We start from the raw sequence: 24283 nt of genomic DNA on the forward strand, positions 1-24283 counted from the left end.
CGGGCCCTACTTCTCCAGGAGGTGCTCGCGGCCGAACATCTTGGCGGCATCGCGCGCGCTCGGGGTGCCGGCATCCAGGTCCGCCCCGGCCGCCAGCAGCCTGGACACCACGGCGTCCTCGCCCTTGAACAGGGCGCCGGCGATCGGCGACTGGTCGCGCACGTTGCGGATATCGGGGTTGGCCCCGCGTTCCAGCAGCATGCCCACGGTCTCTTCCTGCCCGTGGTAGGCGGCCAGCATCAGCAGGGTGTTGTGGTCGGAATCCAGCGCATCCACGGGCAGCCCGTGGTCGAGGAACTCCACCAGCTCGCCGGTCTTGCCCTCGCGGGCCAGGTCCATGGCGAGGGCAACCACGCGTCGGGTCTGTTCTTCATTCAGCGGTATATCGTTCGTCACTCCCCCAGAGTATGCGAGCCTCTCCCGAATCACGACGGCGGAGCGCCCCCGTCCGTCTGCGACGGAGTCTGCACGGCGCCTCGCCACGGCGCCGCAGCACGGCGACGCAGGACGGCGCCGGCACGGCGCCTCGGTCTTCTCAGGCTGCAGCCGCCAGGAAACGTTCCAGCAGCAGGTTGAACGCCGCCGCCGGCTCTCCGGCCTGGTCGGCAACGACCTGCCCAAACCACAGCCCGCACACGCCGGCAGCGAAGAGCGTGCCTTCGGCCGCTGCCGTCTGCTCCCCTGCCCCGCGGCTCCTGAGCCAAGCGGTGGCGGAGTCGCGCCACCGGATGAACCCGGGCGGTCGCAGCGGCGGCGCCGAATGGGTGGTGTGCCTGGCGGCCGCCTGCTGGATGGCCGCTTCGAACCCCAGGCGCTGCAGGGCGCGGCTGTGCGGGGACTGCGAGTGCTCCCACACCTGGAGAAGCAACTGCCGCAGCTCCGGAACCGCCAGGCCGGCCAACTGCTCCGGCGACGGCGCGGAGAGATCGGTCTCGACCCGTTGCACAATCTCCTCGAGCAGCTGTTCCCGGTGCCCGAAGTGATAGACCAGCATGTAGCTGCTGATGCCCAGGGCTTCGGCCAGCGGGCGAAAGGACAGGTCCGCCAGGTTCTTGTCCTGCAGGTAGGCCAGGATGTCCTCGAGCAGCTGCGGCTTGCGCTGCGGATTCTGCGGTCTGGCCATGCGGGTGCCCTGCCTCCTTCTGCTTGGGACCTGACGCGCCCCGAAACGGATCGGGGGCACGGGTGGACGCGGCCGGGCATCGGCTCGGCTTCAGCGCGGCCGGCCATCGACTCGGCTTCAGCATAGTCGTTGGGGGCCGCAACACACGTGCTTCCGCGACTTGCCGGAACGCCTCGCAGATTAAGGGCCGGAGGCTCCCATACTGGGTGAAAGGGCAGAAACGCGGAATTGGACCGGCCGGCCGCCGGCAGTGAAGCGAGCGAGGATGGCGATGGTGGCTCCAGTACAGTCCCTGCTGCGGCGGTGCGGCGGCCGCTTCCGGGCGTGGCTCCACCGCCCGGCACCGGGAAGCCTGCCCGGAGCGGATGCTTCGCCTCCGGATCCGTACCAGGCGCTGCTCAGCAGCCTGCGTTCCGCCTATCCCGAAGCGCACCTCAGCACGCCCGGCGAGGACAAGGTACGCGTGGAACTCCCCGGCGGCGACATCCTGCGCTTCTACGTCAAGCGCTAGCGGCACCGTACCGGCGCGTCCGGCCGATACGTTCCGGCCGCCTGTCACCCGACGGCGGGGCCGGCAGGGTCGGGCTGGCTCCCCGGACGGCCGGGGAAGCCGGTCCCGTGGATCAGGGCTGCGAGATCTTCACCATCTCTTCGCGCGGGACCACCTTGACGCGCTCGCGCTCGATGGCGGGAGCACCGCCGTCGTTGTTTTCGGGGACGAAGGAGGCCCCGAGCTCACGCTCATGGGCATCCAGCTTCAGCCAGCCTTCCCACGTGGTGTAGGCGACGCCTCGCTCCTCGAGCAGCTTGATGATGGCGTCCTCGGCGGGATCGGAGGCCGCGGGCAGGTCCAGCCGGTCCTCGAGCAGGAAGCCGATGGTCTCCAGCGCATCGCCCTTGGTGTGCCCGATCAGGCCCACCGGTCCGCGCTTGATCCAGCCGGTGGCATAGATGCCCGGCACCGGGTTGCCGTCCTCGTCCAGGACGCGTCCGCCCTCGTTGGGGATCACGCCGCGGCGGGCATCGTAGCCGACCTCGGGCAGCTCGGAGCCGAAGTAGCCGATGGCCCGGTAGACCGCCTGGACGGGGTACTCAAGGATTTCGCCGGTGCCGCGGACGTTGCCGGTGCCGTCCAGTTCGTTGCGCTCGAACTTGATCGCCGCCACGTGCCCGGTGCCGTCGCCGGTGCCTTCCACGATCTCCACCGGGGTGTGCAGGAAGTGCAGGTGCAGGCGGCGGGAGGCGCCGGTGTCCTGTTCTTCCACCAGCCAGTTGGTGAGGGTGTTGACCATGGTCTTGGTCTGGTTGTTGGAGCGGATCGCCTCGTCGGAGCCCTCGTCGAAGTCGAAGTCCTCCGGGTAGAGCACGATGTCCACGTCGCGCGAATGTGAAAGCTCGCGCAGCTCCAGCGGCGTGAATTTTACCTGGGCCGGGCCGCGCCGGCCGAAGACGTGCACGTCGGTGACGGGCGAGTTCTTCAGGCCGCGGTACACGTTGTCCGGGATCTCGGTGCTGAGCAGGTCGTCGGCGTGCTTGGACAGCATGCGTGCCACGTCCAGGGCCACGTTGCCGTTGCCGATGACCGCGATTTCCTTGGCCTCCAGGGGCCAGTCGCGGGGCACGTCCGGATGGCCGTCGTACCAGGACACGAAGTCGGCGGCGCCGTAGGATCCTTCGAGCTCAACGCCGGGAATGTCCAGCGCGGCATCCTGGATGGCGCCGGTGGCGAAGATCACCGCGTCGTAGAAGTGCCGGAAGTCGCTCAGGGTCAGGTCCCGGCCGTAGTCGACGTTGCCCAGGAAGCGGATGTCGCCGCGGTCCAGCACCTTGTGCAGGGCGTTGACGATGCCCTTGATCCGAGGGTGGTCGGGCGCCACGCCGTAGCGGATCAGGCCGTAGGGCGCGGGGTAGCGGTCGAAGAGGTCGATGCTGACCTCGAAGTCCCGCTCGGCCTTGGTGAGGATGTCAGCGGCGTAAACGCCGGCTGGTCCGGCGCCGACGATAGCCACCCTCAGGGGACGCTGGGTGATGGCCTCGGCAGAGTTAGACACGGGCAGTCCTTCTTCTTCGGGAATCCTCCTGCGCAATAAGCGCACAGTTTCCTATTCTAAATGCCCGCCCGTTTCCCTCCTAACAGTGTGCCGCGTATCTCACTGGCTCCCGGTCGCCGGCGGCAGGCCGCGGCCGGCGGTTTCCAGCCGGTCCGGGCCGAACAGCGGCGAACCGTCGTCCGACTCGATCGACGCCAGCAGCTCATCGATCGGCGCCCCGGCGTAATAGGACAGATGGCGCGCCCCGGTGCCGGTCGGGAAGAAGGCCCGGAACTCCCCTTGCTCACTGGTCCCGGTGAGGGTGACGGGGTAGGCCACGCCAGGATCCTCGGCCCGGCAACCGTATCGGTCGGTGTAGGGCAGGAATCCGTCCCCGGCGTCCGCTGCTTCCAGGAACCGGTTCGCCCGGCCGCTGAGGAACAGCAGGCAGCGGGTGAGTATGTCAGGGTCGTCGGTGCGCACGTAGGACCTCTTCCGGTCAGCATTGTCATGCGGCATTTCGAAGTCCAGGATGTACCCGTCGGCGGTCGCGCTGACGGTCGTGCGCTCTCCGGCCGCGTTCGTGAAGGCCCATTGATCTTCACGGACCAGCGGTTCGGCTATGGCTGCGTACTGTACGGCCTTGTCCATCCGTTCGGGCGGCAGCCCCGCCAGCCGGCCCGGCAGCTCGGAAAGCATGTGGCCGGGCCTGCCCGGCCCAAACAGCGGGGCGCCGTCCGCCGCGACGAGTGACACCGCGAGGGTCTCCAGCGGAAGTGCCGCATACCGGGTGAAGATCCGCGCATCCCGCGCCACTGGAAAGCCAGCGGTGACGGTGCCGCTCGGCCCCGTACGCTCGAGCACTGCAGGCGACTTGTGGGGCTTGGTGCGCATCGCCCAGCCGCTGGAGTCGTCCGTCCCCTGGTCGGACAATGCCAGAAAGCGCAGGCCGCGGCGTTTGCGATGCCAGAACGCCGCCCGGAACAACAGGCAGCGCAGCAGGACCCCCGGGTCCGAGGTGTGGACGTATTCCCGTCTCCCGGGCCAATAACGTGCGATGACGTCCCGCAAGATGAACCCGTCGGCCTCGGCCGCGATGGACATCCGGACGCCGTATTCGTTCCGTACGGTCCAGGCGCCGTCCTCGATGGTGCTGTCGCCCCCGAACCACTGGGCAGCCGTGGCCAGCAGGGCGTCGTCCAGCTGCTCCAGGTGGGCGGCCATGTCAGAAGTCCGAGGCGCGGAGCAGCGCTTCCGGGCCGGCGGGGTCCACCACCATCGACAGCTCGGGCCTCTGGCGCAGCATGTCGATGGCCCAGGTTGCCGGCACTTCCCTGAACCTCGCCGAGGGCTTGAAGGCGGCGACTTCCGGCCCGGATGAGAACACGGGAAGAATCGGTCCCCCGTCCTGCCCCTTGAGCAGGACCGGGCCCCCGTCTGATCCGCCCTCATCGGCACGATCGGCCGCCAACACGACGGCGCCGGGCCGCTTGAGCTGTTCCGCCACGGCGTTAACGCCGGCCTGGCCGGCGACTGCCCGCTTCAGGCCGACATTGGCCAGGCTCCCGACGGCGAAGCCGATCTCCTGGCGTCCGAGGGCGCAGGTCGGGCCCGCCGGGTTGATGCAGAGGTAGGCAATGTCCGGGTGGCTGTCGACGAACTTCAACAGTTCCTCGCCTGGCTGGACCCAGGACACGGGGGCTCCCGGTCGGCCAGTGGAGGCTCGGAACTCGGCCAGTTTCTCCTGCGAGGTGAAGGCGAGCACGGACGGCGAACCGTGGACTTCGACGACGCTGATCCCGGGACGCCCGGGGTTATCGGTGGCATCGAGCAGCAGTTCGCTGCCGATCAGGTGGCGCAACACATTGACTGCCGCCGCCTTCCCCGGATTCTCGCTGAATCTGGCCACCGCGTCCGCGACCAGGCGGTTGTCCACGCCGTGCCGGCCGGGTTGTTCATGCTCCGGTTCTGATGCGGACGCCTGGCCGGCCGGTTCCCCCAGACCGAAATCGGGCACGGGCTGGTCGAAATTGAAGTAGGTGTCCAGTGAGTATTTCGGTTCGGGCCAGTCCCGTGCGGAGAGGTTCACGGCGGCCGAGCGCCAGGACTCTCCGTTGTCCCCCACGCCGAGCCTGTGCAGTTCGGTGGCGGCGTCGAAGGGCGCGGTTCCGGGCTGCAGGGCCCCGGCATTGGCCGCGGCCCTTCCGCCGCGCTCTTGGGTGATGCGCATGAGCATGGCATCGGCGGCGGGCTTCAACTCCAACACCATCCGGTCCCATCCGGGCTCGCTGTTGACGGCCTGCAGCATCCAGCCGGCGAGTATCTCGGCCAACTGCTGTTGGCGGAGCAGCACAGGCGTCTGTTCGGACATGGGGTGTTTCCTTCTTCCGGGAGGGTGCGGGGGAGCTACTGGGCGGGGTCCTGGAAGGGAGCCCGTTCACTGCCAAGCACCAACTCTTCGGTTGCCGGGTCAAGATACGGCACGTCCAAACCGCTGCTTTCGAGGATGTCGCGCATCCATCCGGGAATCCCTTCCTGCTCGCGCGGGAACAAGGCCAGCTCGGCCTGGACCGCAGCGGGCGATACCGGAATTTGGAGGGCGCCCGGGGTGGGCTCCAACGGCTCCGTGTCGAACCGTTCGAACCGCGGTTCTTCGTCCGGGACCAGGGTCAGCCGGGCGGCGAACCAGGTGCCCTTGCCCTTCGTGTAGCTGGCGGCCTTGTCCGACTTCAGCGCCCTGCGGTCCAGGGGTACGGCGTCGGAAAAGTCAATGCTGACCCATGCGCCTTCGGCCGTACGTGCCATCTCCGTCCAGGAGACGGTTGCACCGTAGATCTCGAACTCCAGCCGGATCTCCTGATAGGTCCGGAACCGCGAAGAGGCCGCGGTTGCCATGGCCGACAAGAACTCGTCGGAGAGCAGCTGTGATGTCACGGGGAGTTCATTCCTTAGTTTTCGAAGTCGAAGCGCCGGGTTTGGCCGTTGACCGTTACTTTGAGTTCCACCATATGTGGAACACGGTTTCCGTCACCAGCATCGTAGATCGGGCGGACGTCCCACGTGACCGAGGGCTTGCTGCCGTCCGAAGACACGTCACGGAGCCGGTCGCGGATCCATAGCTCGGTGTCATACCAGGTCTCGGCGGCCCCCGTCAGCCGCAGCCGCTCGATGGGTGTCAGGGCGCCCAGGCCGAGGTTCCGGTTTTGGATGTTCAGCTGGGGAATCAGGTTGATCTTCTCCCCCGGGCCGCCGAACATTGCCGCGAGGAGGTGGCCGCCGTCGTAGTCGCCGCCGCCGTGTCCCCCAACGTGGGTCTGGTTGCCCGGATGCCGCCAGGTGTCGGCCCGGTTCTTGGGAAAGTACTCAAGGTCGTGGGCGTGCAGTGCCGTGGGGCGCCCGAACCCGTCCGTGTGGACCACGATGTTGCCGTCGATGTGGTACCTGATGTTGGGCCTCGGGTTGTTCAACTCGGGATTCCAGTTGCCCTTGGATCCGCTGGGAGCCTCGATCTGCTGGATATGGCCGGCGGAGTTCGTGTAGAACTTGCCGCGGCCGTCCACCTCGTAGACGGTCGTGCGTTCCAGCGTGATGCCCTGCTCTTCGACCGCGTCAACGACGGATTTCCGTGCAGACAAGTCGAGGTCGTGCTCGGCCAACAGGTCCACCGGGTTGTCGGCGTTGCGCGCCCACGGCGGGTCGAATTGGCGGGGTCCGGTCTCGCGGAGGCCTTCCCTGCGGATCAGTTCGTCGACGCCGATGGCTTTGGGTTCCGACCCCTGGGTGATGTCGAGGAACCGCAGTTGGGTTCCGCCGCCCGGGCGTCCGAAAGCCGGGGCGATTTCGGAGACCTCGATCTTGACGCCCTCGGGCAACCGCTCAAGCTCGAAGTGGTGCAGCGGCTTGCCGAGGGTATCGACCGGCAGGCCGCGCATGTGCCACGGGGTCCCCTCGATGGCCAGGTAGTCTCCGCCGTTGGGACCGATCCGGTCCAACTTGACCTGTCCGAAGTCTGCCTGCAGGTCGTCGTACGACGAGTACGTCCGGATGGTTCCCTCGGCCGCTCCGGCGTTGTCCGGATAGGCCGCCCGGTACTCGTCCGGCCGGAACTCGTCCAACTCGCTGTAGCGGTTCGCGTACTCGCCTTTATCCAAGGGGTTCCCGAACTCATCCGTGCCATAGGCAGGCTGGGAACGGTCCACGATGTCGTCGAGGTCGCTGTTGATGTCCAGGCGGCCGTGCTGGTCCTTGGGCAGGTCCGCCCAGTCCGGGATCGCGACGTCCTGGTAGAGGTCATCGGCCCGGTGCTGGCCGTACCTCGCGTGTGATTCCGGATTCTGGATGACGTCAGGCATGGCAGCGCCGTGTTGTGGTGACTGCGGATGGCGGAAGTTGTCGTCGACGCGCTGCCCGTTCACGTCATAGCCGTTGACACCGTCGTTGGCCTCCGCAGCGGGCGCCTTGGAGGTGGTGGGATCGGGTTCCGGAGCCTTGGGGGTGGTGGGATCGGGTTCCGGAGTGCTGCGGGGCGCCTCGGTGTCGGGAATGCGTGCCGGCGCCGGGTTGGTCTCCGGCGTCTCGACCCGCTGGCCATACTGCGGCGGGCCCGAAGGTTCCGGCACTGTGTAGCCGCTGTTGCCCGGCGACGGCTTGGGCCCGTCCGCGTCGAAGTTCATGATGGTGCTGGTGTTCCGGCTGGACGGCATGTCCACGTCGAACCGGTGGGCAGGGGTGTAGCCACCGCCGGCGGTGGCCAGGCGCGGGCCCCCCAGCGCATTGGCCAGGTTGTCCGCGCCGGTGCGCAGCGACGTCGTGAGGTTGTCCGCGCCGGTGCGCAGCGACGTCGTGAGGTTGTCCGCGCCGGCGCGCAGGCCGGAGGAGGCGTTGCGCAGCCCGTCGGTGAAAACGTGGCCGGCGGTGCTGACGTAGGGGCGGACCGTGCCCGTGACCGTCTTGAAGCCGTTGGTCGTGACGTCAATGGCCGTGAATTTGAAGTTGGTGGAGAAGTCGATGGCCCTGGTGGTCAGGCCCGCGGTCTTGGACAGGCCGGAGAAGTCCAGCACCTTGGACGCTGCCCCGCCGGCGCGGCTGACCGCGGTGATCTTGTTGGCCACGCCGCCGGCCTTGGCCACGGCGCCGCCGCCGGCCGTCAGGAGGATGGCCGATAGATCGAACGCCGTCGCGCCGGCGGCATAGGCCGGGTCGCGCTGCCAGTCGTCCCAGTGGATGGCTGCCTTGCCGACGGCCAGCAGTTCCTCGCCCGCCTTTTTGACCGTTCCCGGGCCGCCGATCGATTCGGCGACGGCGGCGGTGATCGGGCTGGAAACGATGGCTACGTTCAGGGCGATCTGGCCGATGCCCTTCCAGGTGGCGGCGAAGGTCTCGCCGTCGGTGAAGTTGACCATGTTCCACAGGCCGGTCACCGTGCCGGTGATGCCGCTCCAAACGCCCTTGCCGAAGGACACCATGCCGTCCCAGACGTCCGCGTACCAGGGCTTGTCCCACTCGGTCGGCTTGCCCCAGGGAATGTGGCCCTCGCCGGTAGCCGAATCAAGCTGTTCTGCCGAGTAGCCGTACGCCTGCTCGCCGGTGCCGGGGCCGTCCTGGGTGGTTTCGACCAGCGTGATACCGCCGTAGAGCGCAGCAATCGCGTTGGCGCAGGTGCGCTCGGCCGCCATGTGCTCGGCCGCCAACGCGTTGGCGTCCCTGAGGATCCGATTGTCGTCGTTGACCAGGTCCTCGTCCTTGCGCCAGTCGCTGCCTTCGTCCGCGATCCGCGCCCGCACGCCGTGCCAGCGGGCCACCAGCGCGTCGTAGCGCGACGTGAAGGTATCCGCCCAGTCGGCGAATGCCTCGATGGCCGCCTTGATGGCTGCGGTGTCGGACTTGATGTCCTCGGTGGTGGTCTTGATCGGCTGGACCGCGGCGTAGACCTGCGGGGCTTCCGGCGACTTGTAGACCGCTTCCAGCCCGCTCCAGTCGCTCTCGATCAGTTCGACGGCGTCGTCAATGTCTTCGGCCTTGTCATCCAGCGCCTTGGCATGGGTGCGCAGCAGTTCCGCGTCGGGACGCTGCGGGTATTCCTCGGAGTAGGGATCCCAGGCCGTCATTGATTCCCCTTATTCGGTGCGTGAGACTAGATGTTCGTGAAAGTGGCGGACCGGTTGATCAGAGCGCCAGCGGAGTGGGTCCGTGCGGTCGGTGCGGACGCGACGTGTCTTCCACCTCGGGCAGGGTCCCGATCAGGTTTTGGGCGTCTCCGGCCATCTGCGCGTCCCCCATGACGTAGGAGTTCACCGCGTCCATGGTGCCCTGGAACGTGGTCTGCAGCCGTCCGGCAACACTGTTCAGTCCGGGTTGGACGGTCTTCTCCGCCCACCCGTTGAGCGCATCCATCACCGGTCCGGACTTGGCGGCGGCGACGATGTCGCCGACTGCGGTACCCAGGGCCGGGAAATCCCTCTCAAAACTGTCGGCCCGCCCGCTGGCGGTAGTGACGATTGTTTGGACTTTGGTGGGTTCGATGTCCCAGCCGTCGAGTGCCACTGCTGTTTGCCTTCCGTGCCGGATGTTGGCGGTCTAGATGTTGGCGATCTTCCCGCCGGCCGTCTTGATGGTGTTGCCCGCGGTGCTCTTGGCGTCCTCCAGCAGCTTGTGGACGTCCGCCATGATGCCCGCAAACGCGAAGCCGGCGTCTGCCCAGGCCTGCTCCACCCGGTCGTACTGCTCTGCGATGTCGGTGGCCTGGAACTTGGCCTGCAGGTCCGCGGCGTCCTTCTTGCGGGTTTCCACCAGCGCGTTGAGCTTCTTCTTCACCCGGTCCAGGTTGTCCTGGGCCTGCGATGCTCCGCCGTCGGAGAAGGCGTATGAATTCTGGTCTGCCATGATGTTTCCTTCCTCATGCCCGGCCTCGGCCGGAAAAAGATCGTCTGTGAGTCAGTCCCGCTTGAGGGGCGGGGCCGTGGGGGCGCTGCCCTGAGGCCCTAAGCCGGTGCCGCCCGCCGGGGCCACCTGCCGGGGCCACCTGCCGGGGCAGGCTAGCCGCGGTTGCGGAACACCGCGTCGTCCCAGGCCGCCTTGCCCTCGGTGGCATCGGCGTCGTCGGCCTGCTGCTGCTCGCCCAGCTGCATGGTGGTGTTGACCTCGGACTGGCCCTGCTGAATGGAGACCAGGGATTTCTGCAGCCCGGACGCCACCATGTTGGCCCGGCCCATGATGCCCTTGAACTTTTCCCAGAAGTCGCCGGCGGTGTTGCCGCGCATGGGCTCGGGGACTGCCTCAAGTTCCTTCATCAGTGCCTGGAGTTCGGTGTCGGCCGCCGCGCTGGCCTTTCCGGCGTCGACAAACGCGCTCTTTTCCATCTTGATGAACTGGTTGCCGCTCATTGCTCCACCTCCGTGCCCCGTCACGGGGCTGTAGCTGCCGCTTGCGCCGGCGGACGCCTGCTGCGTCCGCGGTGCGCCGGGTTGCCGCCCGGCCGGTTGTCCTCGAGCGGTTCCCCGCCTTTACCATAGAACGCGCTGGCCCGCATTGCGTCAATCGAAGTTAATGGGTACATCTCCCCATCCTGCGCGGGACACGCGGGAATTAATCCATCACTTGGAGCGATAAGCTCGGTAGGCGACGCACCGCTTGGGAGGAGAGACGTGGCCCACGATTACGACAACCAGCTCATTGAGTCCGTGGCTCTCCGGCGTGCCCGGCTGACCGCGGCGCTGCTGTACGGCGCGAATCCGCTGCAGCGGCGCTGGAAGTCCAGCGTGCGCACCTTCTTCTTCAGCATCGCCATGGCGGCGGTCATTGCCGCCGTCTGCGTGGGCTATTCGTTCGTGACCAACCTGCTGGAGGACCTGCGGCAGGAACGGCAGCAGCGGGCGCAGTCCGCCGTCGTCCTCCACCTCAGTGGCGATCCGGCGGACGACGGCGGCGCCCGCCTGCCGCTCGTCCCCCACCGAGGAGCCGCTTGAGCATGGCCGAAACCTTTACCCGCGTCACCGTGGCCGGACCGCAGCGCCACGTGGACGTCCTGCTCCCGTCGCAGACGCCGGTCGGCCTGTTGCTGCCCCAGGTCTTGGAGCTGCTCGATGACCAGCCGGCCGCCGCCGTCGCCGTCAAGACGCTGATCACCCCCGCCGGCGATCCGGTCCGCGAGGACGCGTCGCTGACGGACGCGGGCATCGCCGACGGCGCCATGCTCCGGCTGGTGAATGTGTCCGAGGCCCCGCCCGCACCGGTGGTGTACGACATCACCGACGCCGTGGTGGAACAGACCGAGGACATCGGCGGCCGCTGGACCGAGCGGGTCCGCCGCGGGACGGGGGCCGTCTTCGCCGCCGTCGGACTCCATCTGGGCGTGCATCTGCTGCTCGACGGCGCCGCCCCCGCCATGGCCGCCGCTGTCTTCTTCGCGCTGGCCGCGGTGCTGCTGGGCGCCGGCATCTACCTGGGCCGGGCGACCGCAACGGTACTGGGCCCGCTGCTCGTTGGCACCGGCTGGCTGCTGGCCGTGGGCGGCGTGCTGCGCCTGCCGGCCGCTCCCGGGACGCACGCGCTGCTGGCCGCCGCGGCGAGCGCCGTGGCACTGGTCTGTGCCGGCCTGATCTCGCAGCGTCCGCGGGCGCTGATGTCGGCCGCGGGCCTGCTGGCCCTGCTCACCGTTTTCTGGGCCGCCTCGCTGGCTCTCTTCAGCGACCCGGTGCGGGCTGCCGGCGTGGCCGCGCTGCTCAGCTGCGCAACCCTTGGCCTGCTGCCCCAGATCGCCCTCTCCACGTCCGGACTGGCCACGCTGGACGACCGGCGGGCCAAGGGCGGCCGCATCGGCCGCACCGACGTCCACGTGGCCATCGCCTCGGCGCACCGCGGGCTCAGCTTCGGCACCGCGCTGGCGGCGCTCTCCGTGGCCGCCGGATTGTGGATCCTGGGCACCGACACCGCGTCGCAGGTCTGGACGATGCCGCTGATCGGCTGCCTGGCCCTGGCCACCGGGCTGCGCGCGCGTGCCTTTCCGCTGGCCACCGATCGGATCGCGCTGTACCTGGCGGCCGCCGTCGGCACGCTCGCCCTGGCACGTTCGGTGCTGGCCTTCGCTCCCGGGCACGGCTGGTTCGTGGCGGCCGGCCTGCTGGTGCTGGCCATCGCCGTCGTGATCTCGCTGACCGCCACGCTCGCCGACCATTCCGCGGCGAAACTGCGCCTGCTGGCCAACCGACTGGAGACGCTGGCCATCCTGGCCGCTGTCCCGCTGGTCATCGGCTTGTTCGGCGTCTTCGCCTCGCTGCTGACCACCTTCGACTGAGACAGGTTGGAACCGACTCCATGGAACCGATTTCGCGCAGGGACCTGATCGCCCGGGAGAACACCGCCACCGGCCACGTCCCGGCGGGCCCGCCCGCTCCGGGTTCCATGCCCCCGGCGGCCCCATCCGGTGCAGGCCGCCCCGGCCGGACGCAGCTGGCCGATCCGTGGAGCACGCCGGTTCCGTCCGCCGAACCCGCCGGGCCCGGTCCGTTCGAGTCCGATGCCGAACAGCGCCGCCGCCGCCTGCGCAGCCGGCGCGGCGAGCCCTGGCTGGTCCGCACCTTCCGGGCGGCGAAGGGCCTGGTCTCCTCCGACGACTACCCGCAGCGGCTGGTCGCCGCGACGGCCGGCGCGCAGGCCGCCGTCAGCACGGGGCGCCGGATCGCGGTGATCGGCAGCCGGGGCGGGGCCGGGAAGACCACGACGGCGGCGCTGCTGGCATCGCTGTACGCGGCGGCCCGGCAGGACACGATTGCGGCCGTGGACCTGGCACCCGCCGGCGGCACCCTGGCGCTGCGCCTCGGGGTGCCGGACGCGCCGGCGATCGACGACGCCGCCTCCGTCCTGCAACACTCCCCCGCCGCGGGCGCCGACGACCTGCGCCGGCGGCTGGCCGCCGCCGGGCCCAACCTCTGGGTGGCCGGAGCACGTGCCCTCGGCGGGCATGCCGGGAACACCGCGCTCTCCGCCGCGGGCCAGAACATCTCCCGGTACTGCCCGGTGGCGGTCTACGACTGCGCCACCGGCCCGGGCGAAAACCCGGACACGAACTGGGCCGTCGGCGCCGCGCAGTTGGCCGTGCTGGTGGCCCCCGCCTCGGTGGCCGGCGTCCAGGACGTACGGCGGACGGCGGCCGCGTGGGCAGCCACCCCGGAGCTGGGCGGGACCGGCCTGCTGGCCGTGCTGACCCAGACGGATGCCGACGCCCCGCTGGATCCGATGTCCGAAGCCAAGCTGCTGGCCCGGGACGGGATCCCCGTGCTGCCCCTGGGGTATGACCGGCACCTGGCCAGCGGGGTCGAAATCGACCCCGGCCTGATGTCCCGTGCCGTCCGGCTGCAGGCGGCGGAGCTCGCCTCCACGGCGCTGGCCTTGGCGATGGAGCATACCGGCCGATGAGCGTGAAGATCTTCCACCGGCCGGCCCGGACCACCGCCCCGGCCCGTGAGGCCGCGCCCTTCAGCCTGGAGGCCCCGCCGCCGATGGCCGAAAAGTCCGGCAGGATGAACGCCATGGCGCTGATTCCGCTGCTGGGCGCCGGATTGTCCATGACCGTGATGATGCTCTTCCGCGGCAACAGCCTGGCCGCCGTCGGCGCCATCGCGATGATCGTGACCGTCGTCGCGTCCATCGTCATGATGCTGGGCCAGCGCGGCCGTGCGGCCCGTACCCGGGCCGAGGAGCGCGACCGCTACCTGGAGTACCTGGAGGAGTCCCGGGCCACGCTCCGCGCCGACGAGCAGCGCACCATCACCACGGCGCGCACCAGCAACCCGGAGCCCACTGCCCTCTTCGACATTGTCCGCAACACGGAACGGCTGTGGGAGCGGCGCCGCGGCAACGAGGACTTCCTGCACGTGCGGATTGGCTCCGGAGAGCGGATCAGCCGGCAGATCACCATCAACGAGCAGGGCCCGGCCACGGCCCAGCGCGACACCTTCATGGACAACGAGGTCCGTATCCTGCAGCGGCGGTATGAGAGGTCGCCGGATTTGCCGCTGACCCTGCCGCTGGACTCGGCCGGCAACGTCAGCATCGTCGGCTCCCGCGCGTTCGTGCTCAATGCCGCCCGCAACCTGCTCGCCGAGGCCTGCGCCTTCCACTCGCCCGAAGACCTGCATGTGGGCATCGCGGCCGGCGAAGACCGGCTGGGCGACTGGGACTGGGCCCTGTGGCTGCCGCACCTGGCGGACCAGAAGCAGGCCCACGCCACCGGTCCGGTCCGCCGGATGGCCCGTTCCCTGGACGAACTCGGGGCCGTGGTGGCCGACGAGCTGAACCGCCGCGCGGTGGTGGCGGCCGAATCCTCCAAGAACCTCAGGGGCGCCAGCCAGCACCTGCCGCGCCTGCTGGTGCTCGCCGACTGCTACGGCGGGCTGCCCGAAGAACTCGTGCTGCCGGACCGGCACGCCGGACTGGCCCACCTGGGGATCACCGTGGTGTACTTGGTGGCCGACCGCGGCCAGGAACCCGGCGAAGTCAGCGTGCGCGTCACCCAGGACGGTGCGGCCGCGAACGCCGCCCCGTCCGGCGCGCGGACGGCCCTCCCCCGGGCGGGCCGCGCGGCAGGCGCCGCCGCCCCGGAAGCCGGCGCCCCGCCGTCGGACTCGGGATTCTTGATCCAGAACTACCGCGAGGATCCGGTCGAGCCGGTCGTTGAACAGGGAACCCTCGACCCGCTGGCCGTGGCGACCGCCCAGGCGCTGGCCCGGGAACTGGCGCCGATGCGGCTCTCGGCGGACTCGCTGGAACACAACACCGCCGCCAGCTCGGACAGCTTCCTGGACATGCTCGGCCTGAGCCCGGCACTGGACGAGGCGGACATCAGGCGGCTCTGGAAGCCGCGCAGCGAAGTGGACTTCCTGCGGATCCCGCTGGGCCCCGACGACCGCGGCCGGCCCGCCCTGCTGGATCTGAAGGAATCGGCGCAGTTCGGCATGGGCCCGCACGGGCTCTGCGTCGGCGCCACCGGCTCCGGCAAGTCGGAAATGCTGCGGTCGCTGGTGCTGGGCCTGCTGGCCACCCATCCGCCGGAATTGCTGTCCATGGTGCTGGTGGACTTCAAGGGCGGCGCCACGTTCGCTCCCTTCGCCGATGCGCCGCAGGTCTCCGGCGTGATCACCAACCTGGCCGACGACGCGAGCCTGATCGAACGCATCTACTCCAGCCTCAACGGCGAGGTCGTCCGCCGGCAGGAAGTGCTCAAGGCCGCCGGCAACATCGCCAACATCACCGACTACCAGCTGCACCGGCAGGAACGGCTGGCCCGCGGCGAGGCCATGGAGCCGCTGCCGCACCTGGTGGTGATCATCGACGAGTTCGGCGAACTGCTCACCGCCCGGCCGGACTTCATCGACCTGTTCCTCTCCATCGGCCGGATCGGCCGGTCCATCGGCGTGCACCTGCTGTTGAGCAGCCAGCGGATCGAGTCCGGCAAGCTGCGCGGGCTGGAGACCTACCTGTCCTACCGGATCGGCCTGCGCACGCTCTCCGAATCGGAGTCCCGCACCGTGCTGGACACGCCGGACGCCTTCCACCTGCCGCCGGTCCCCGGGTACGGCTACCTGAAGGTGGATACCACCGTCTACACCCGGTTCAAGGCCGGCTACGTGTCGGGCCCGCTGGAGGATGTCCAGGCCCGGGAGGCGGAGGAAACCGCCGACGACGACGGCCCCCGGGTGCTGCCGATGCCCACCTATGCGGCCAGCCTGGAGCGGGCGGACGACGCCGGCGCGGCCGCCGCCAAGCCGGCCCGTACCGGGGCGTCCAAGCGCACCACCGGCCCGACCGTCCTGTCAGCGCTGATGGCCACCCTGGCCAGGTTCCCGCGCGCCATGGATCCCATCTGGCTGCCGCCGCTGCCGGCGGCGCTGGCCTTGGACACCGCCGCCGGTTCGGTGACCACCACCAGCCAGGGCATCCGGCTCGCCTCCGGCGGCGGGCTGAAGGTCCCGATCGGCCTGCTGGATGACCCGGCCAAACAGTGGCAGGGCGTCTGGGAACTGGACCTGAAGACGGCGGGCGGCAACGTGGCCATCATCGGCGGACCGCAGTCGGGCAAGAGCACCGCGCTGCGCACCATCGCGGCCTCGCTGGCCCTGACCCACAGCCCGCAGGAAGTGGGCATCTACTGCGTGGACCTGCTGGGGAACTCGCTGATCCCGCTGGAGGGCCTGCCGCACGTGGGCGGCGTGGCCGTGCGGACCAACCGCGAGGTGGTCCGCCGCACGGTCGAAGAACTGCTGGCCATGCTGGGCGAACGTGAGATCGTCTTCGAGAAGTACCAGGTGGACTCGCTGGCCACCTTGCGCAGGTTGTGCGCCCAGGGCAAGATTCCCGAACTGCCCAGCGCCGACGTCGTGCTGGTCCTGGACGGTTACGGCCTGCTGACCGATGAATTCGAGGACATCGAGCCGGCCGTGCATTCGCTGATCGCCCGCGGCGGCGGCTATGGCATCCACGTGGTCACCACCGCCAACCGGCAGAACGAGATCCGGCTGGCCCAGCAGTCCTTCTTCGGCACCAAGATCGAGCTGCGCTTGGCCGATCCGGCAGATTCCTCCTACGGCCGCAAACTGGCCGAGACCATGCCCGCCGACCGCCCGGGCCGCGCGCTGACCGACGCCAAGCTTTTCGGCCATTTTGCGCTCCCCCGCATCGACGGCGTGGCCGACGCGGACACGGCCACGCAGGGCACCCGGGACATGGTGGCCGCCGTCGCCGCCTCCACCGATGCGCGCGCCATGCAGGTGCGCATCCTGCCGCAGGTGGTCGAAGCCGCCCAGCTCGAGGTCCCGGCGCTCCAGGGCCTGCTGCCGCTCGGCCTGCGCGAGACCGATCTGGGCCCCGAAATGCTGGACGTCGTCCGCGGCGAGCACCATCTGATCGTGATGGGCGACGAGCAGTCCGGCAAGACCAACCTGGTCCGCTCCCTGGTGGCCTCGCTGGTGGCGCAGTACCCGTCCCGGGACCTGGTCTTCGCCGTCTTCGACCCCCGCCGGGCGCTGGCCGACGTGGTCCCGGATGCCTACCTGGGCGGCTACGCGCCGAGCGCGGCCCAGGCCGAGCCGCTGGCCAACGCCATCGCCTCGGAGCTGTCCAAGCGTGCCGCCGGCGGCGACGCGATGCAGGACAGCATCGGCGAGGCGGACAGCATCCCGCGGATAGTGCTGCTGGCCGATGACTACGACATCCTCACGGCCGGCGGCGCCGGACCGCTCCGCTCGCTGATCGAGTACCTGCCGATGGGCCCGGAACTGCAGCTGAACGTGATCCTCACCCGCCGGGTGCGCGGGGCTGGCCGCGGCATGTACGAACAGTTCTTCGCCGCGCTGCGGGACTCCGGCAGCACCGGGCTGATCCTCTCCGGCGACCGCTCCGAAGGCGGCCTGCTCAACAACGTGCGCGCCCGCCGCTTGCCGCCCGGCCGCGGACTGCTGGTCCGCTCCGGCGGCCCGGTGCAGACCGTGCAGACCCTATGGACGCCGATGGAGGCAACCGCCAATGTCTAACACCGTCACCGTCGTCGCGCTCGATGAACCGGGCCAGGACGTGGTCATGGTTTCGCTGCTGGCCGTGGTGCCGCAGGAGTACGTCCGCCAGGTGGCCGGCAACGCCCTGCTGGAAGTGGAGGACGGCCGCGGCACCACCATGCTCGCCGTCGAACTGCCGCGCCTGGTCCGGGTCCCCGGCGAGGTGTCCCGGCTGCTCGCCGGCGCCACCGTCAAGGCCATCGAGGGCACCCCGATCCCGTCGATCTTCTCCGACGACCCGGACTTCGCCGAGCCCGAGCACCAGGACCTGTGGTGGCAGGAGATCACCATCCGCAACGGCATCCCCGACGGCGACCAGCTCGGCTACCGGGTGGCGCAGAACATCGCCGTGCGGTGCCGCGGCGCCGTCGTCGTCCACCAACTGCCCGGGTCCGGAGAATAGTGATGGACATGCACGCTTCCGCCTTCGATTTCCACACCGGGCGGACCGCCGTCGTCTTCCAGGACAAGCCGCTGGCGTTCCTCTCCCCCACCCTCACCCGCGCCTATGAGGCCGCCCGCGCATCGGAGCGCCAGTTCGTGGTGATGACGCCCAGCACCAGCACCCTGACGCTGCCGCTGTACCAGCTGCTGCAGCGCGAGGGCTGCATCTGGATGGCCAGCGCCGCGGACGGCACGTTCTACAACGGCTTCACCGGCCAGCAGTACCGCTGGAGCGGTGACGTTTTCGCCGCCGAGGAACAGTTGGCAGCGGACTACCTCCAGGCACCGGCCGGATCCGACGGCGTGATCCAGGCCCGCGGCGAGATTTTGCATCCGGCCAGCGAGTCCACCCGGATCGGCGACTTCACCGCCGCGCTGTTCACGGAGCTGACCGGCGCCGCGCCGGTGGGGTGGGGCATCCACGAACCGGTCAGCGAACCGTGGGACGCGGCCGAACTCACCAGCTACTGCTTCCGCCTCGCGCCGATGACCAGCAACATCGTCGTGGTCGGCCGCCCCCGTCCCGGCACGGAGGTGCCGTCCATCGGCGTGCTGACGGTGACGCGCTCGTCGACGGGTGTCCACGAGTCGGTGGAGCTGTTCTGCGAATCGGTGGATCCGCTCAGCGACGACGAGCTGGCCTCCTTCGGTTCGGCCATGCACCGCGCACACGCCCGCACCGCGCTGGCCGGACACACCATGCTGCTGGACCGGCTGGCCTTCCCTGCCCGCTTCACCGGCGTCAGCGTCCCCGCATGCTCGTTCTTCGGGCCGGAGGCGCTTGCGCAGTTCGGTCCGCAGCAGGCCCTGGCCGCCGCCGGCGAGCGCGCGCGGCTGGTGGGCGTCCCGCCGCTGCAGTCGCTCGCCGTCACGTACCACCGCGATCCCTCCGGGGGCCGTCGGCATCCGCTCGACGAGTTCAGCGAACTGGTGGGAAAGCTGGCCGGCGGGAAGTTCTGACCGCCGCGGCTGCACAGGAGTACGGTGGGTGGAATGGAACCCACTGACCGGAGGTTGTCGCCAGCGTGTCCATGAACGACGGCGGTGCCTCCTCCTCCCGATCCTCCGTCCCTGCGCCTCGGGCCGAGACACGCAGTGACGGCGTCCCCGCATCCGCACCGCGGCGGCGGACCACCGAGACCCGGGCCGGCATGGCGTATGGCCTCTCGGCCTACGGCCTCTGGGGCATCCTCCCCCTGTACTTCACCGCCCTGATACCCGCCGGGCCGCTGGAGATCGTGGCCAACCGGATTGTTTGGTCGCTGCTGTTCTGTTTCCTGCTGATCACGGCGCTGCGCGGCTGGCGCACCTTCCGCGCCGCGCTGGTCAACAGGCGCACCTTCGCCACCTTGTCCCTGGCCGCGGTCCTTATTGCGGTCAACTGGTTCACCTACACGTTCGCGGTGCTGAATGAACACGCCATCGAAGCGGCGCTGGGGTACTTCATCAACCCGCTCGTGTCCGTGCTGTTGGGGGTCATCCTGCTCAAGGAACGGCTCCGCCCGGCCCAGTGGGCCGCGATGGGCGTGGCGTTCGCAGCGGTACTGGTGCTCGCGTTCGGGTACGGCAACGTCCCCTGGATTGCACTGATCCTGGCGCTCAGCTTCGGGTTTTACGGCCTGGTCAAGAAAAACATTGGCGGCCGGGTCGATGCCGTCACCAGCCTCAGCGTGGAAACGTTGGTGCTGGCCCCGGTCTCGGTGGTCATCATGCTCATCCTGATGGCCGGCGGCCAGGCCACTGTGCTGTCCGAAGGCACCAGCCACTTCTGGCTGATGGCGGCCAGCGGACTCATCACCGCGCTGCCGCTCCTGTTCTTCGGCGCCGCCGCCCGCCGCCTGCCGCTGAGCACCGTCGGCATGCTGCAGTATCTGGCCCCCATCCTGCAGTTCATCATCGCGCTCGTCTTCCTGCACGAGCCCATGCCGCTGGAACGCTGGATCGGTTTCGGCCTGGTCTGGCTCTCCCTGGCCATCCTGACCACCGACATGGCCGTTGCCCTCAAGCGGGCGCCCAAGGCCGGGGGCGAACCCGCGGCGGCAGCCGCGGGTTAGGGCGGCCGGCTAGTAACGGATCGCGTCGATGACCTTGACCCGCACGGCAACCACTGCCGGGATCACGCCGGCAAGCGCGCCGACGGCCGTCGCAGCGCCGATGCCAAGCAGCGCCGCTTCCACCGGGAACGGCGGCAGTTCGCTGATGCCCTGGGCGATCAGGTCCTGGATCCACGGGCTCTTCACCACGGCGACGGCGAGCATCACCCCCACCACGCCGGCCACGAACGTCGCGACCACCGACTCGAGCATGACGCCGAAGAAGATCCGGCCGGAGGTCGCTCCGAAACTGCGCCGAATGCCGATCTCCCGCACCCGGTACCTGACCGTGACCATCGAGATGTTGAGCAGTCCCACGGCGCCCAGCAGCAGCACGAGTCCGGCGATGCCGCCCACCGCCCACTGGATGCCCTCGAACGGGTCGCCCCAGGCGGCATAGTCGCTGCGGTACACATGCGCCTGGGCATCGGGAAACTGGGCCTGGAGGTCACCGGCGATCGCCGCGCTCAGGCCTGGCTCGAGTTCGACCGGGAGCCACATTTCCAAGACGGGAGGAGGACCCGCCGCCCCGCCCAGGCCCATACGCTCGTACTGGCTGGTGAGCATCATGGCCCGGGCCATGGCACCCTGGTAGAAGTCGGGCATCACGCCCACCACGGTGGCCGCGATCGGCCGCTGCTGGAAGATCTGCACGACCGGATTCAGCGCCAGATCGGGCTCCCCCAGCTGCCGGTGGAATGCTTCGTTGATGATCACCGCCGGTGCAAGCGCCGCGGCGTCCGCTTCCGTGAACCAGCGGCCGGTGACCAGGTTGACCCGCCGCATCTCGCCATAGCTGCGGTCCACCACCGTGGTCTCGGCGGTCACGACTCCGTGGGGGAATTGGAACGAAACCTGGGCGAAGGCCCGGCGGCTCGCGTATTCCACGCCGTAACGTTCCACGAGCCCCTCGAAGGCGGCCTGCAGGACCGCCGAATCCTCGGTTCCCGTCGGCGTGTGAACCTCAACCGTCACGGTCGCTGCGCGGCCTCCGGTTTGCTCCTGCCCCTGCACCAGGCCTTCCCTGGCCATGTTGCCGAGCCCGACGACGGTGGTCAGGGCCGCGACGGACAGCGCCACGCCGATCAGGGCCAGGAGGATCCGGGTCTTGTTGATGCGCAGCTCGGCCCATGCCTCGACCAGGAGGGCAACGGCGCCGGTCATGCCGCAAACTCCGATGCGTGCAGAATCCCGTCGCCGAGCCGGTAATGACGCTGGGCCAAGACCGCCACATTCGCATCGTGCGTGATGGTCACCAGGGCCGCACCCGATTCCTGAACCACCTCGTCCAGCAGGGCCATCACGCTTTGCCCGGTGTCTATGTCCAGGGCCCCCGTGGGCTCATCAGCGAGGATCAGCCGGGGCGACCTCACCAGCGCCCGCGCGATGGCGATCCGCTGCTGCTCGCCGCCGGAGAGCTTGTGCGGCCTCTCCCCCAGCCGCGGGCCACGGCTCGCTGCTTCTCCCCCATGGTAGAAACCGCCCGCCCCTCAAAAAACATCTCGCCGGTGCTGGGCACGTCCAGCAGGCCCAGGATGTTCAGCAGCGTGGACTTTCCCGACCCGGACCGGCCGACTATCGACACATGCTCTCCGGTACCGATGCTCAGCTCGATGCCCTGCAGGATGTGCAGCGGGCCGCGGTCCGGGATGTGCACGCTCCGCGTCACCCCCTGCAACTCCAGCAGCGGGGCACCCGTCGCCGCAGCGCTCATCCGCCCACCATGCCGAAATCGGCTTCCATGCCGGGCATCATCTGGTCCCCGGGCGCGCCGGGAATGAACTGCAGGACCATGTCGCCCTCTGCCAGCCCCTCGACGATCTCCACCTGCATCCCGTCGTTCAGTCCCAGGGCGACCGGACGCTCAACCGGCGCCCCGCCGTCGTCCTCCACTACCCACACCAGGCCGGTGTCCACGGAGCCCTGGACCGCCGTGGTGGGTACCACGATCACGTTTTGGGCGGTTCCGGCGGTGATGTCGATCGTTGCGCCCAGCCCGGCGAAAACCTTGACGTCGGCTGGCACGGCGCAGCTGACAGTGCCCGTCGCCGCAGCCGGGGCTGCCGGTCCGAACGGATCCCCGGGCTGCTCTTGGACCGGGCCCGCGGCGCCGACTGCCGGGCTTTCCCCGACCGTCACTGCCTTGCACTCGAAGGGAGCCGGACCGCCGGTGACCGCCACGGTGGCGGTACTGGGCCGGTCGAGCAGCCGGAACTGCTGGTCAGCGGTCAGTGTTCCGGTCACCGAGAACGTGCCCGGGGAAATAATGGCTGCTTCGGCACCGACCGAGACCTGCTGATCCACCAGCACGGACAGATCGGTGAGCTTGCCCGCAGCGGGGGCCACCACGTTCACGTAGGTGTACGCAGGGGCAGCCGGTGCAGCCGGCTCGTCCTCCGAATCCGGCTCGAGCGAGACCTGCTGCACGGCGTCTGGCTCCAGGAGCTTCTGCACTTGGAAGAGCGCATCACCCTTGGCCACGTTCGCGCCGGCCGCTACGAACAGGTAGTTCACCGTGCCTTCCGCCGTGCTGCGCACGGTCACGGCCGGGTCGCTGGCAACCGTGCCCTCAAGCTGCACCACATTGTTCACGGTGCCCAAGGCCGCCGGGACACTGGGCGTGACCAGTTGGGCGGAAGGCTGCCGGGTGACCGCCTCCGCGCGCATGCCATCCACGAAGGCGAGCTTGAAGAGTGCAGCAGCTATGACTGCGAATATCGCCAGCCAGACCACCGGCAGAACATAGCGGCGCACAGCGCTCATGCGGAATCCCCCTTGTCGACGTGCGCGCCGAGGCGCGTGACAACGGGAGTTGACACATGACGTGAGACAAATACCCGCTTGTGACGGAGGTTACCAGCACCGGACAGCGGCCACCGGCCAAGACACGGTTGGACCGGACGGCCGGACCGTACCGTCCGGGCGGCGACCGGAGTGGCCGGCGCCGCAGCAGGCGGGAATGTGCCGGTGGAACGGTCAGCGGCCTGCCCGCCGGATTAGTCCCGCACCCCGTCCACTTCCTGCGGAACCACCACCATGGGTACCGGCAGCGAGCGCAGCACCTTGTACGCCGTGGCGCCGAGGAACAGGCGGTTGTGCTGGGCCAGCCGGCTGGATCCCATGACCACCAGTTCACCCTCGTCCCAGTCCAGGGAATCGATGGCCTCTTCGATGTTGCGCCCATGGGCCACGGTCACCGTGGCGTTGCCTGCCGGCAGTTCGGTGGCGGCCTGGGCCAGCACGGAGTTCGCGTGCAGGTGGGCACTGTGGATGGCCTCGCCGCTGTCCGAGTCTTCACGGGTGTCCAGGGAGACCAGGGAGACCAGGCGCAACTGCAGGCCGCGGCGCGACGCCGCGTTCAGGGCAACGTCCCGAGCCGCCTGTGCGCCCTGCCGCTCCCCGATGAATGCGGTCAACCGGGTCAACGGCTCTGTCCGCTGGTAGCCGCGGGGCGCCAACGCCACCGGAATCGGCGAGGCGTGCAGGAGTGCATTCGCCACGCTGCCCACCGTGAAGCGCTTGAACAGGCTGTTGCTGCTGGCGCCGATGACAATCAACCTGGCGCCGGCTTCTTCGCCCGCCGCGATCAGCCCTTCGGCGAATGACTCGGCGGACCGCACCTTGAATTCGGCATTGACGTCTGCCGGGACCAGCTTCAAAGCCTCGCGGCGGGCGGTGAGCACTTCCTGCTCGCTGGCGCTGACGCGGCTGCCTTCGGGGTTCAACGCCACGTAGGGAGCGCTGTCGGCCACCACGTAGACGATATCCAGCCCCGTCCCCTGGGTCCGGGCGATTGCCACGGCCAATGCCACGGCATCGGCTCCCCGCTCGTCCGGCTGGTAACCCACCACATAACGCATGCAAACTACCCCTGTCCCTGTCCGTGCAGCAGCGGATGCGGCGGTGCCGGCAACATCCGCACCCGATGAGGCGATGATGGTTCCGACTCTAGCCGGAGACTGCCGGCGTCGACAGGCTGGAAGCCGGGGCCCGAGCGGGCGGCTGAAGCGGCTCGAAACGACCGCGGGCGGCCGCCGGACCCCGCCG

Annotated in this window: 23 protein-coding genes; 8 read left to right on the forward strand and 15 right to left on the reverse strand. The window is 69.3% G+C overall.

Features of this window, described 5'->3' with window-relative positions; genetic code table 11:
* Positions 1-6: 6 nt before the first annotated feature.
* Entirely contained in the window at positions 7-339 is a 333-nt protein-coding gene (locus AC5RV3_RS17185; RefSeq protein ID WP_493989642.1) for an ankyrin repeat domain-containing protein, read from the reverse strand.
* A gap of 196 nt (positions 340-535) precedes the next feature.
* Positions 536-1123, reverse strand: a complete 588-nt coding sequence (locus AC5RV3_RS17190; RefSeq protein WP_494123115.1) for a TetR/AcrR family transcriptional regulator — start codon at positions 1121-1123, stop codon at positions 536-538.
* A gap of 271 nt (positions 1124-1394) precedes the next feature.
* Here AC5RV3_RS17190 and AC5RV3_RS17195 point away from each other — a divergent pair, with 271 nt between their 5' ends.
* On the forward strand, positions 1395-1634 hold the full coding sequence (locus tag AC5RV3_RS17195) for a hypothetical protein (protein ID WP_494123116.1): 240 nt from the start codon (positions 1395-1397) through the stop codon (positions 1632-1634).
* A 112-nt stretch (positions 1635-1746) separates the two neighbouring features.
* Here AC5RV3_RS17195 and AC5RV3_RS17200 read toward each other — a convergent pair whose 3' ends face one another.
* The 8 genes from AC5RV3_RS17200 to AC5RV3_RS17235 all read right to left on the reverse strand — a co-directional run bounded on the left by AC5RV3_RS17200 (position 1747) and on the right by AC5RV3_RS17235 (position 10535).
* Positions 1747-3174, reverse strand: a complete 1428-nt coding sequence (locus tag AC5RV3_RS17200; RefSeq protein WP_494123117.1) for an FAD-dependent oxidoreductase — start codon at positions 3172-3174, stop codon at positions 1747-1749.
* 99 nt (positions 3175-3273) lie between these two features.
* Positions 3274-4377 carry an Imm61 family immunity protein gene (locus AC5RV3_RS17205; protein WP_494123118.1) on the reverse strand — a complete coding sequence of 368 codons (1104 nt, stop codon included), beginning with the start codon at positions 4375-4377 and terminating at the stop codon, positions 3274-3276.
* Position 4378: 1 nt separating this feature from the next.
* Positions 4379-5524: an SseB family protein gene (locus AC5RV3_RS17210; protein WP_494123119.1), complete on the reverse strand. Its 1146-nt coding sequence runs from the start codon at positions 5522-5524 to the stop codon at positions 4379-4381.
* Positions 5525-5559: 35 nt separating this feature from the next.
* Positions 5560-6087: a hypothetical protein gene (locus AC5RV3_RS17215; RefSeq protein ID WP_494123120.1), complete on the reverse strand. Its 528-nt coding sequence runs from the start codon at positions 6085-6087 to the stop codon at positions 5560-5562.
* 14 nt (positions 6088-6101) lie between these two features.
* Complete coding sequence (locus AC5RV3_RS17220) at positions 6102-9260, reverse strand: glycohydrolase toxin TNT-related protein (RefSeq protein WP_494123121.1); 3159 nt, start codon at positions 9258-9260, stop codon at positions 6102-6104.
* Between the two features lie 58 nt (positions 9261-9318).
* Entirely contained in the window at positions 9319-9696 is a 378-nt protein-coding gene (locus AC5RV3_RS17225; protein WP_494123122.1) for a DUF6507 family protein, read from the reverse strand.
* Positions 9697-9729: 33 nt separating this feature from the next.
* A complete protein-coding gene (locus AC5RV3_RS17230; protein ID WP_493989446.1) occupies positions 9730-10035 on the reverse strand; it encodes a hypothetical protein in 306 nt (101 codons plus the stop codon).
* Between the two features lie 152 nt (positions 10036-10187).
* Positions 10188-10535 (reverse strand): hypothetical protein, encoded by a 348-nt coding sequence (locus AC5RV3_RS17235; RefSeq protein WP_493939538.1) that lies wholly within the window; start codon positions 10533-10535, stop codon positions 10188-10190.
* A 261-nt stretch (positions 10536-10796) separates the two neighbouring features.
* Here AC5RV3_RS17235 and AC5RV3_RS17240 point away from each other — a divergent pair, with 261 nt between their 5' ends.
* From AC5RV3_RS17240 to rarD, 7 genes are all read left to right on the forward strand, one after another.
* Positions 10797-11117 carry a hypothetical protein gene (locus AC5RV3_RS17240; RefSeq protein ID WP_494123123.1) on the forward strand — a complete coding sequence of 107 codons (321 nt, stop codon included), beginning with the start codon at positions 10797-10799 and terminating at the stop codon, positions 11115-11117.
* Positions 11118-11119: 2 nt separating this feature from the next.
* A complete protein-coding gene (eccD, locus tag AC5RV3_RS17245) occupies positions 11120-12445 on the forward strand; it encodes a type VII secretion integral membrane protein EccD (protein ID WP_494123124.1) in 1326 nt (441 codons plus the stop codon).
* A 20-nt stretch (positions 12446-12465) separates the two neighbouring features.
* Positions 12466-13566, forward strand: coding sequence for a nucleotide-binding protein (locus tag AC5RV3_RS17250; protein ID WP_494123125.1), 1101 nt, complete (start codon positions 12466-12468; stop codon positions 13564-13566).
* Complete coding sequence (eccCa, locus tag AC5RV3_RS17255) at positions 13563-17678, forward strand: type VII secretion protein EccCa (protein ID WP_494123126.1); 4116 nt, start codon at positions 13563-13565, stop codon at positions 17676-17678. Before AC5RV3_RS17250 ends, eccCa begins: the two co-directional genes overlap by 4 nt.
* Positions 17671-18102: a hypothetical protein gene (locus AC5RV3_RS17260; protein WP_494123127.1), complete on the forward strand. Its 432-nt coding sequence runs from the start codon at positions 17671-17673 to the stop codon at positions 18100-18102. The genes eccCa and AC5RV3_RS17260 overlap by 8 nt, the downstream gene beginning before the upstream one ends.
* Positions 18103-18110: 8 nt before the next feature.
* Positions 18111-19103, forward strand: coding sequence for a DUF6177 family protein (locus AC5RV3_RS17265; protein ID WP_494123128.1), 993 nt, complete (start codon positions 18111-18113; stop codon positions 19101-19103).
* A 71-nt stretch (positions 19104-19174) separates the two neighbouring features.
* A complete protein-coding gene (gene rarD, locus AC5RV3_RS17270) occupies positions 19175-20197 on the forward strand; it encodes an EamA family transporter RarD (protein WP_494123149.1) in 1023 nt (340 codons plus the stop codon).
* A gap of 9 nt (positions 20198-20206) precedes the next feature.
* Here the strand turns inward: rarD and AC5RV3_RS17275 are convergent, their stop codons facing one another.
* The 5 genes from AC5RV3_RS17275 to AC5RV3_RS17295 form a co-directional block, all read right to left on the reverse strand.
* Positions 20207-21400, reverse strand: coding sequence for an ABC transporter permease (locus AC5RV3_RS17275; RefSeq protein ID WP_494123129.1), 1194 nt, complete (start codon positions 21398-21400; stop codon positions 20207-20209).
* Positions 21397-21675, reverse strand: a complete 279-nt coding sequence (locus AC5RV3_RS17280; protein WP_494123150.1) for an ATP-binding cassette domain-containing protein — start codon at positions 21673-21675, stop codon at positions 21397-21399. The genes AC5RV3_RS17275 and AC5RV3_RS17280 overlap by 4 nt, the downstream gene beginning before the upstream one ends.
* Complete coding sequence (locus AC5RV3_RS17285) at positions 21606-21950, reverse strand: ATP-binding cassette domain-containing protein (protein WP_494123130.1); 345 nt, start codon at positions 21948-21950, stop codon at positions 21606-21608. The genes AC5RV3_RS17280 and AC5RV3_RS17285 overlap by 70 nt, the downstream gene beginning before the upstream one ends.
* Complete coding sequence (locus tag AC5RV3_RS17290; protein ID WP_494123131.1) at positions 21947-22999, reverse strand: permuted SH3 domain-containing protein; 1053 nt, start codon at positions 22997-22999, stop codon at positions 21947-21949. Before AC5RV3_RS17290 ends, AC5RV3_RS17285 begins: the two co-directional genes overlap by 4 nt.
* A gap of 233 nt (positions 23000-23232) precedes the next feature.
* Complete coding sequence (locus AC5RV3_RS17295; protein WP_493989457.1) at positions 23233-24096, reverse strand: universal stress protein; 864 nt, start codon at positions 24094-24096, stop codon at positions 23233-23235.
* Positions 24097-24283: the final 187 nt, after the last annotated feature.

This window comes from Arthrobacter sp. Y3221114 (assembly GCF_059092625.1).

Excerpts from the sequence above, each read along its gene's own strand:
- AC5RV3_RS17285 (WP_494123130.1), bottom strand. The coding sequence starts at position 21,950 with ATGAGCGCTGCGGCGACGGGTGCCCCGCTGCTGGAGTTGCAGGGGGTG.
- AC5RV3_RS17230 (WP_493989446.1), bottom strand. The coding sequence starts at position 10,035 with ATGGCAGACCAGAATTCATACGCCTTCTCCGACGGCGGAGCATCGCAG.
- AC5RV3_RS17195 (WP_494123116.1), top strand. The coding sequence starts at position 1,395 with ATGGTGGCTCCAGTACAGTCCCTGCTGCGGCGGTGCGGCGGCCGCTTC.
- AC5RV3_RS17190 (WP_494123115.1), bottom strand. The coding sequence starts at position 1,123 with ATGGCCAGACCGCAGAATCCGCAGCGCAAGCCGCAGCTGCTCGAGGAC.
- AC5RV3_RS17295 (WP_493989457.1), bottom strand. The coding sequence starts at position 24,096 with ATGCGTTATGTGGTGGGTTACCAGCCGGACGAGCGGGGAGCCGATGCC.
- eccCa (WP_494123126.1), top strand. The coding sequence starts at position 13,563 with ATGAGCGTGAAGATCTTCCACCGGCCGGCCCGGACCACCGCCCCGGCC.
- AC5RV3_RS17220 (WP_494123121.1), bottom strand. The coding sequence starts at position 9,260 with ATGACGGCCTGGGATCCCTACTCCGAGGAATACCCGCAGCGTCCCGAC.
- eccD (WP_494123124.1), top strand. The coding sequence starts at position 11,120 with ATGGCCGAAACCTTTACCCGCGTCACCGTGGCCGGACCGCAGCGCCAC.
- rarD (WP_494123149.1), top strand. The coding sequence starts at position 19,175 with ATGAACGACGGCGGTGCCTCCTCCTCCCGATCCTCCGTCCCTGCGCCT.
- AC5RV3_RS17265 (WP_494123128.1), top strand. The coding sequence starts at position 18,111 with ATGCACGCTTCCGCCTTCGATTTCCACACCGGGCGGACCGCCGTCGTC.
- AC5RV3_RS17290 (WP_494123131.1), bottom strand. The coding sequence starts at position 22,999 with ATGAGCGCTGTGCGCCGCTATGTTCTGCCGGTGGTCTGGCTGGCGATA.
- AC5RV3_RS17250 (WP_494123125.1), top strand. The coding sequence starts at position 12,466 with ATGGAACCGATTTCGCGCAGGGACCTGATCGCCCGGGAGAACACCGCC.
- AC5RV3_RS17275 (WP_494123129.1), bottom strand. The coding sequence starts at position 21,400 with ATGACCGGCGCCGTTGCCCTCCTGGTCGAGGCATGGGCCGAGCTGCGC.
- AC5RV3_RS17260 (WP_494123127.1), top strand. The coding sequence starts at position 17,671 with ATGTCTAACACCGTCACCGTCGTCGCGCTCGATGAACCGGGCCAGGAC.
- AC5RV3_RS17185 (WP_493989642.1), bottom strand. The coding sequence starts at position 339 with ATGGACCTGGCCCGCGAGGGCAAGACCGGCGAGCTGGTGGAGTTCCTC.
- AC5RV3_RS17235 (WP_493939538.1), bottom strand. The coding sequence starts at position 10,535 with ATGAGCGGCAACCAGTTCATCAAGATGGAAAAGAGCGCGTTTGTCGAC.
- AC5RV3_RS17205 (WP_494123118.1), bottom strand. The coding sequence starts at position 4,377 with ATGGCCGCCCACCTGGAGCAGCTGGACGACGCCCTGCTGGCCACGGCT.
- AC5RV3_RS17210 (WP_494123119.1), bottom strand. The coding sequence starts at position 5,524 with ATGTCCGAACAGACGCCTGTGCTGCTCCGCCAACAGCAGTTGGCCGAG.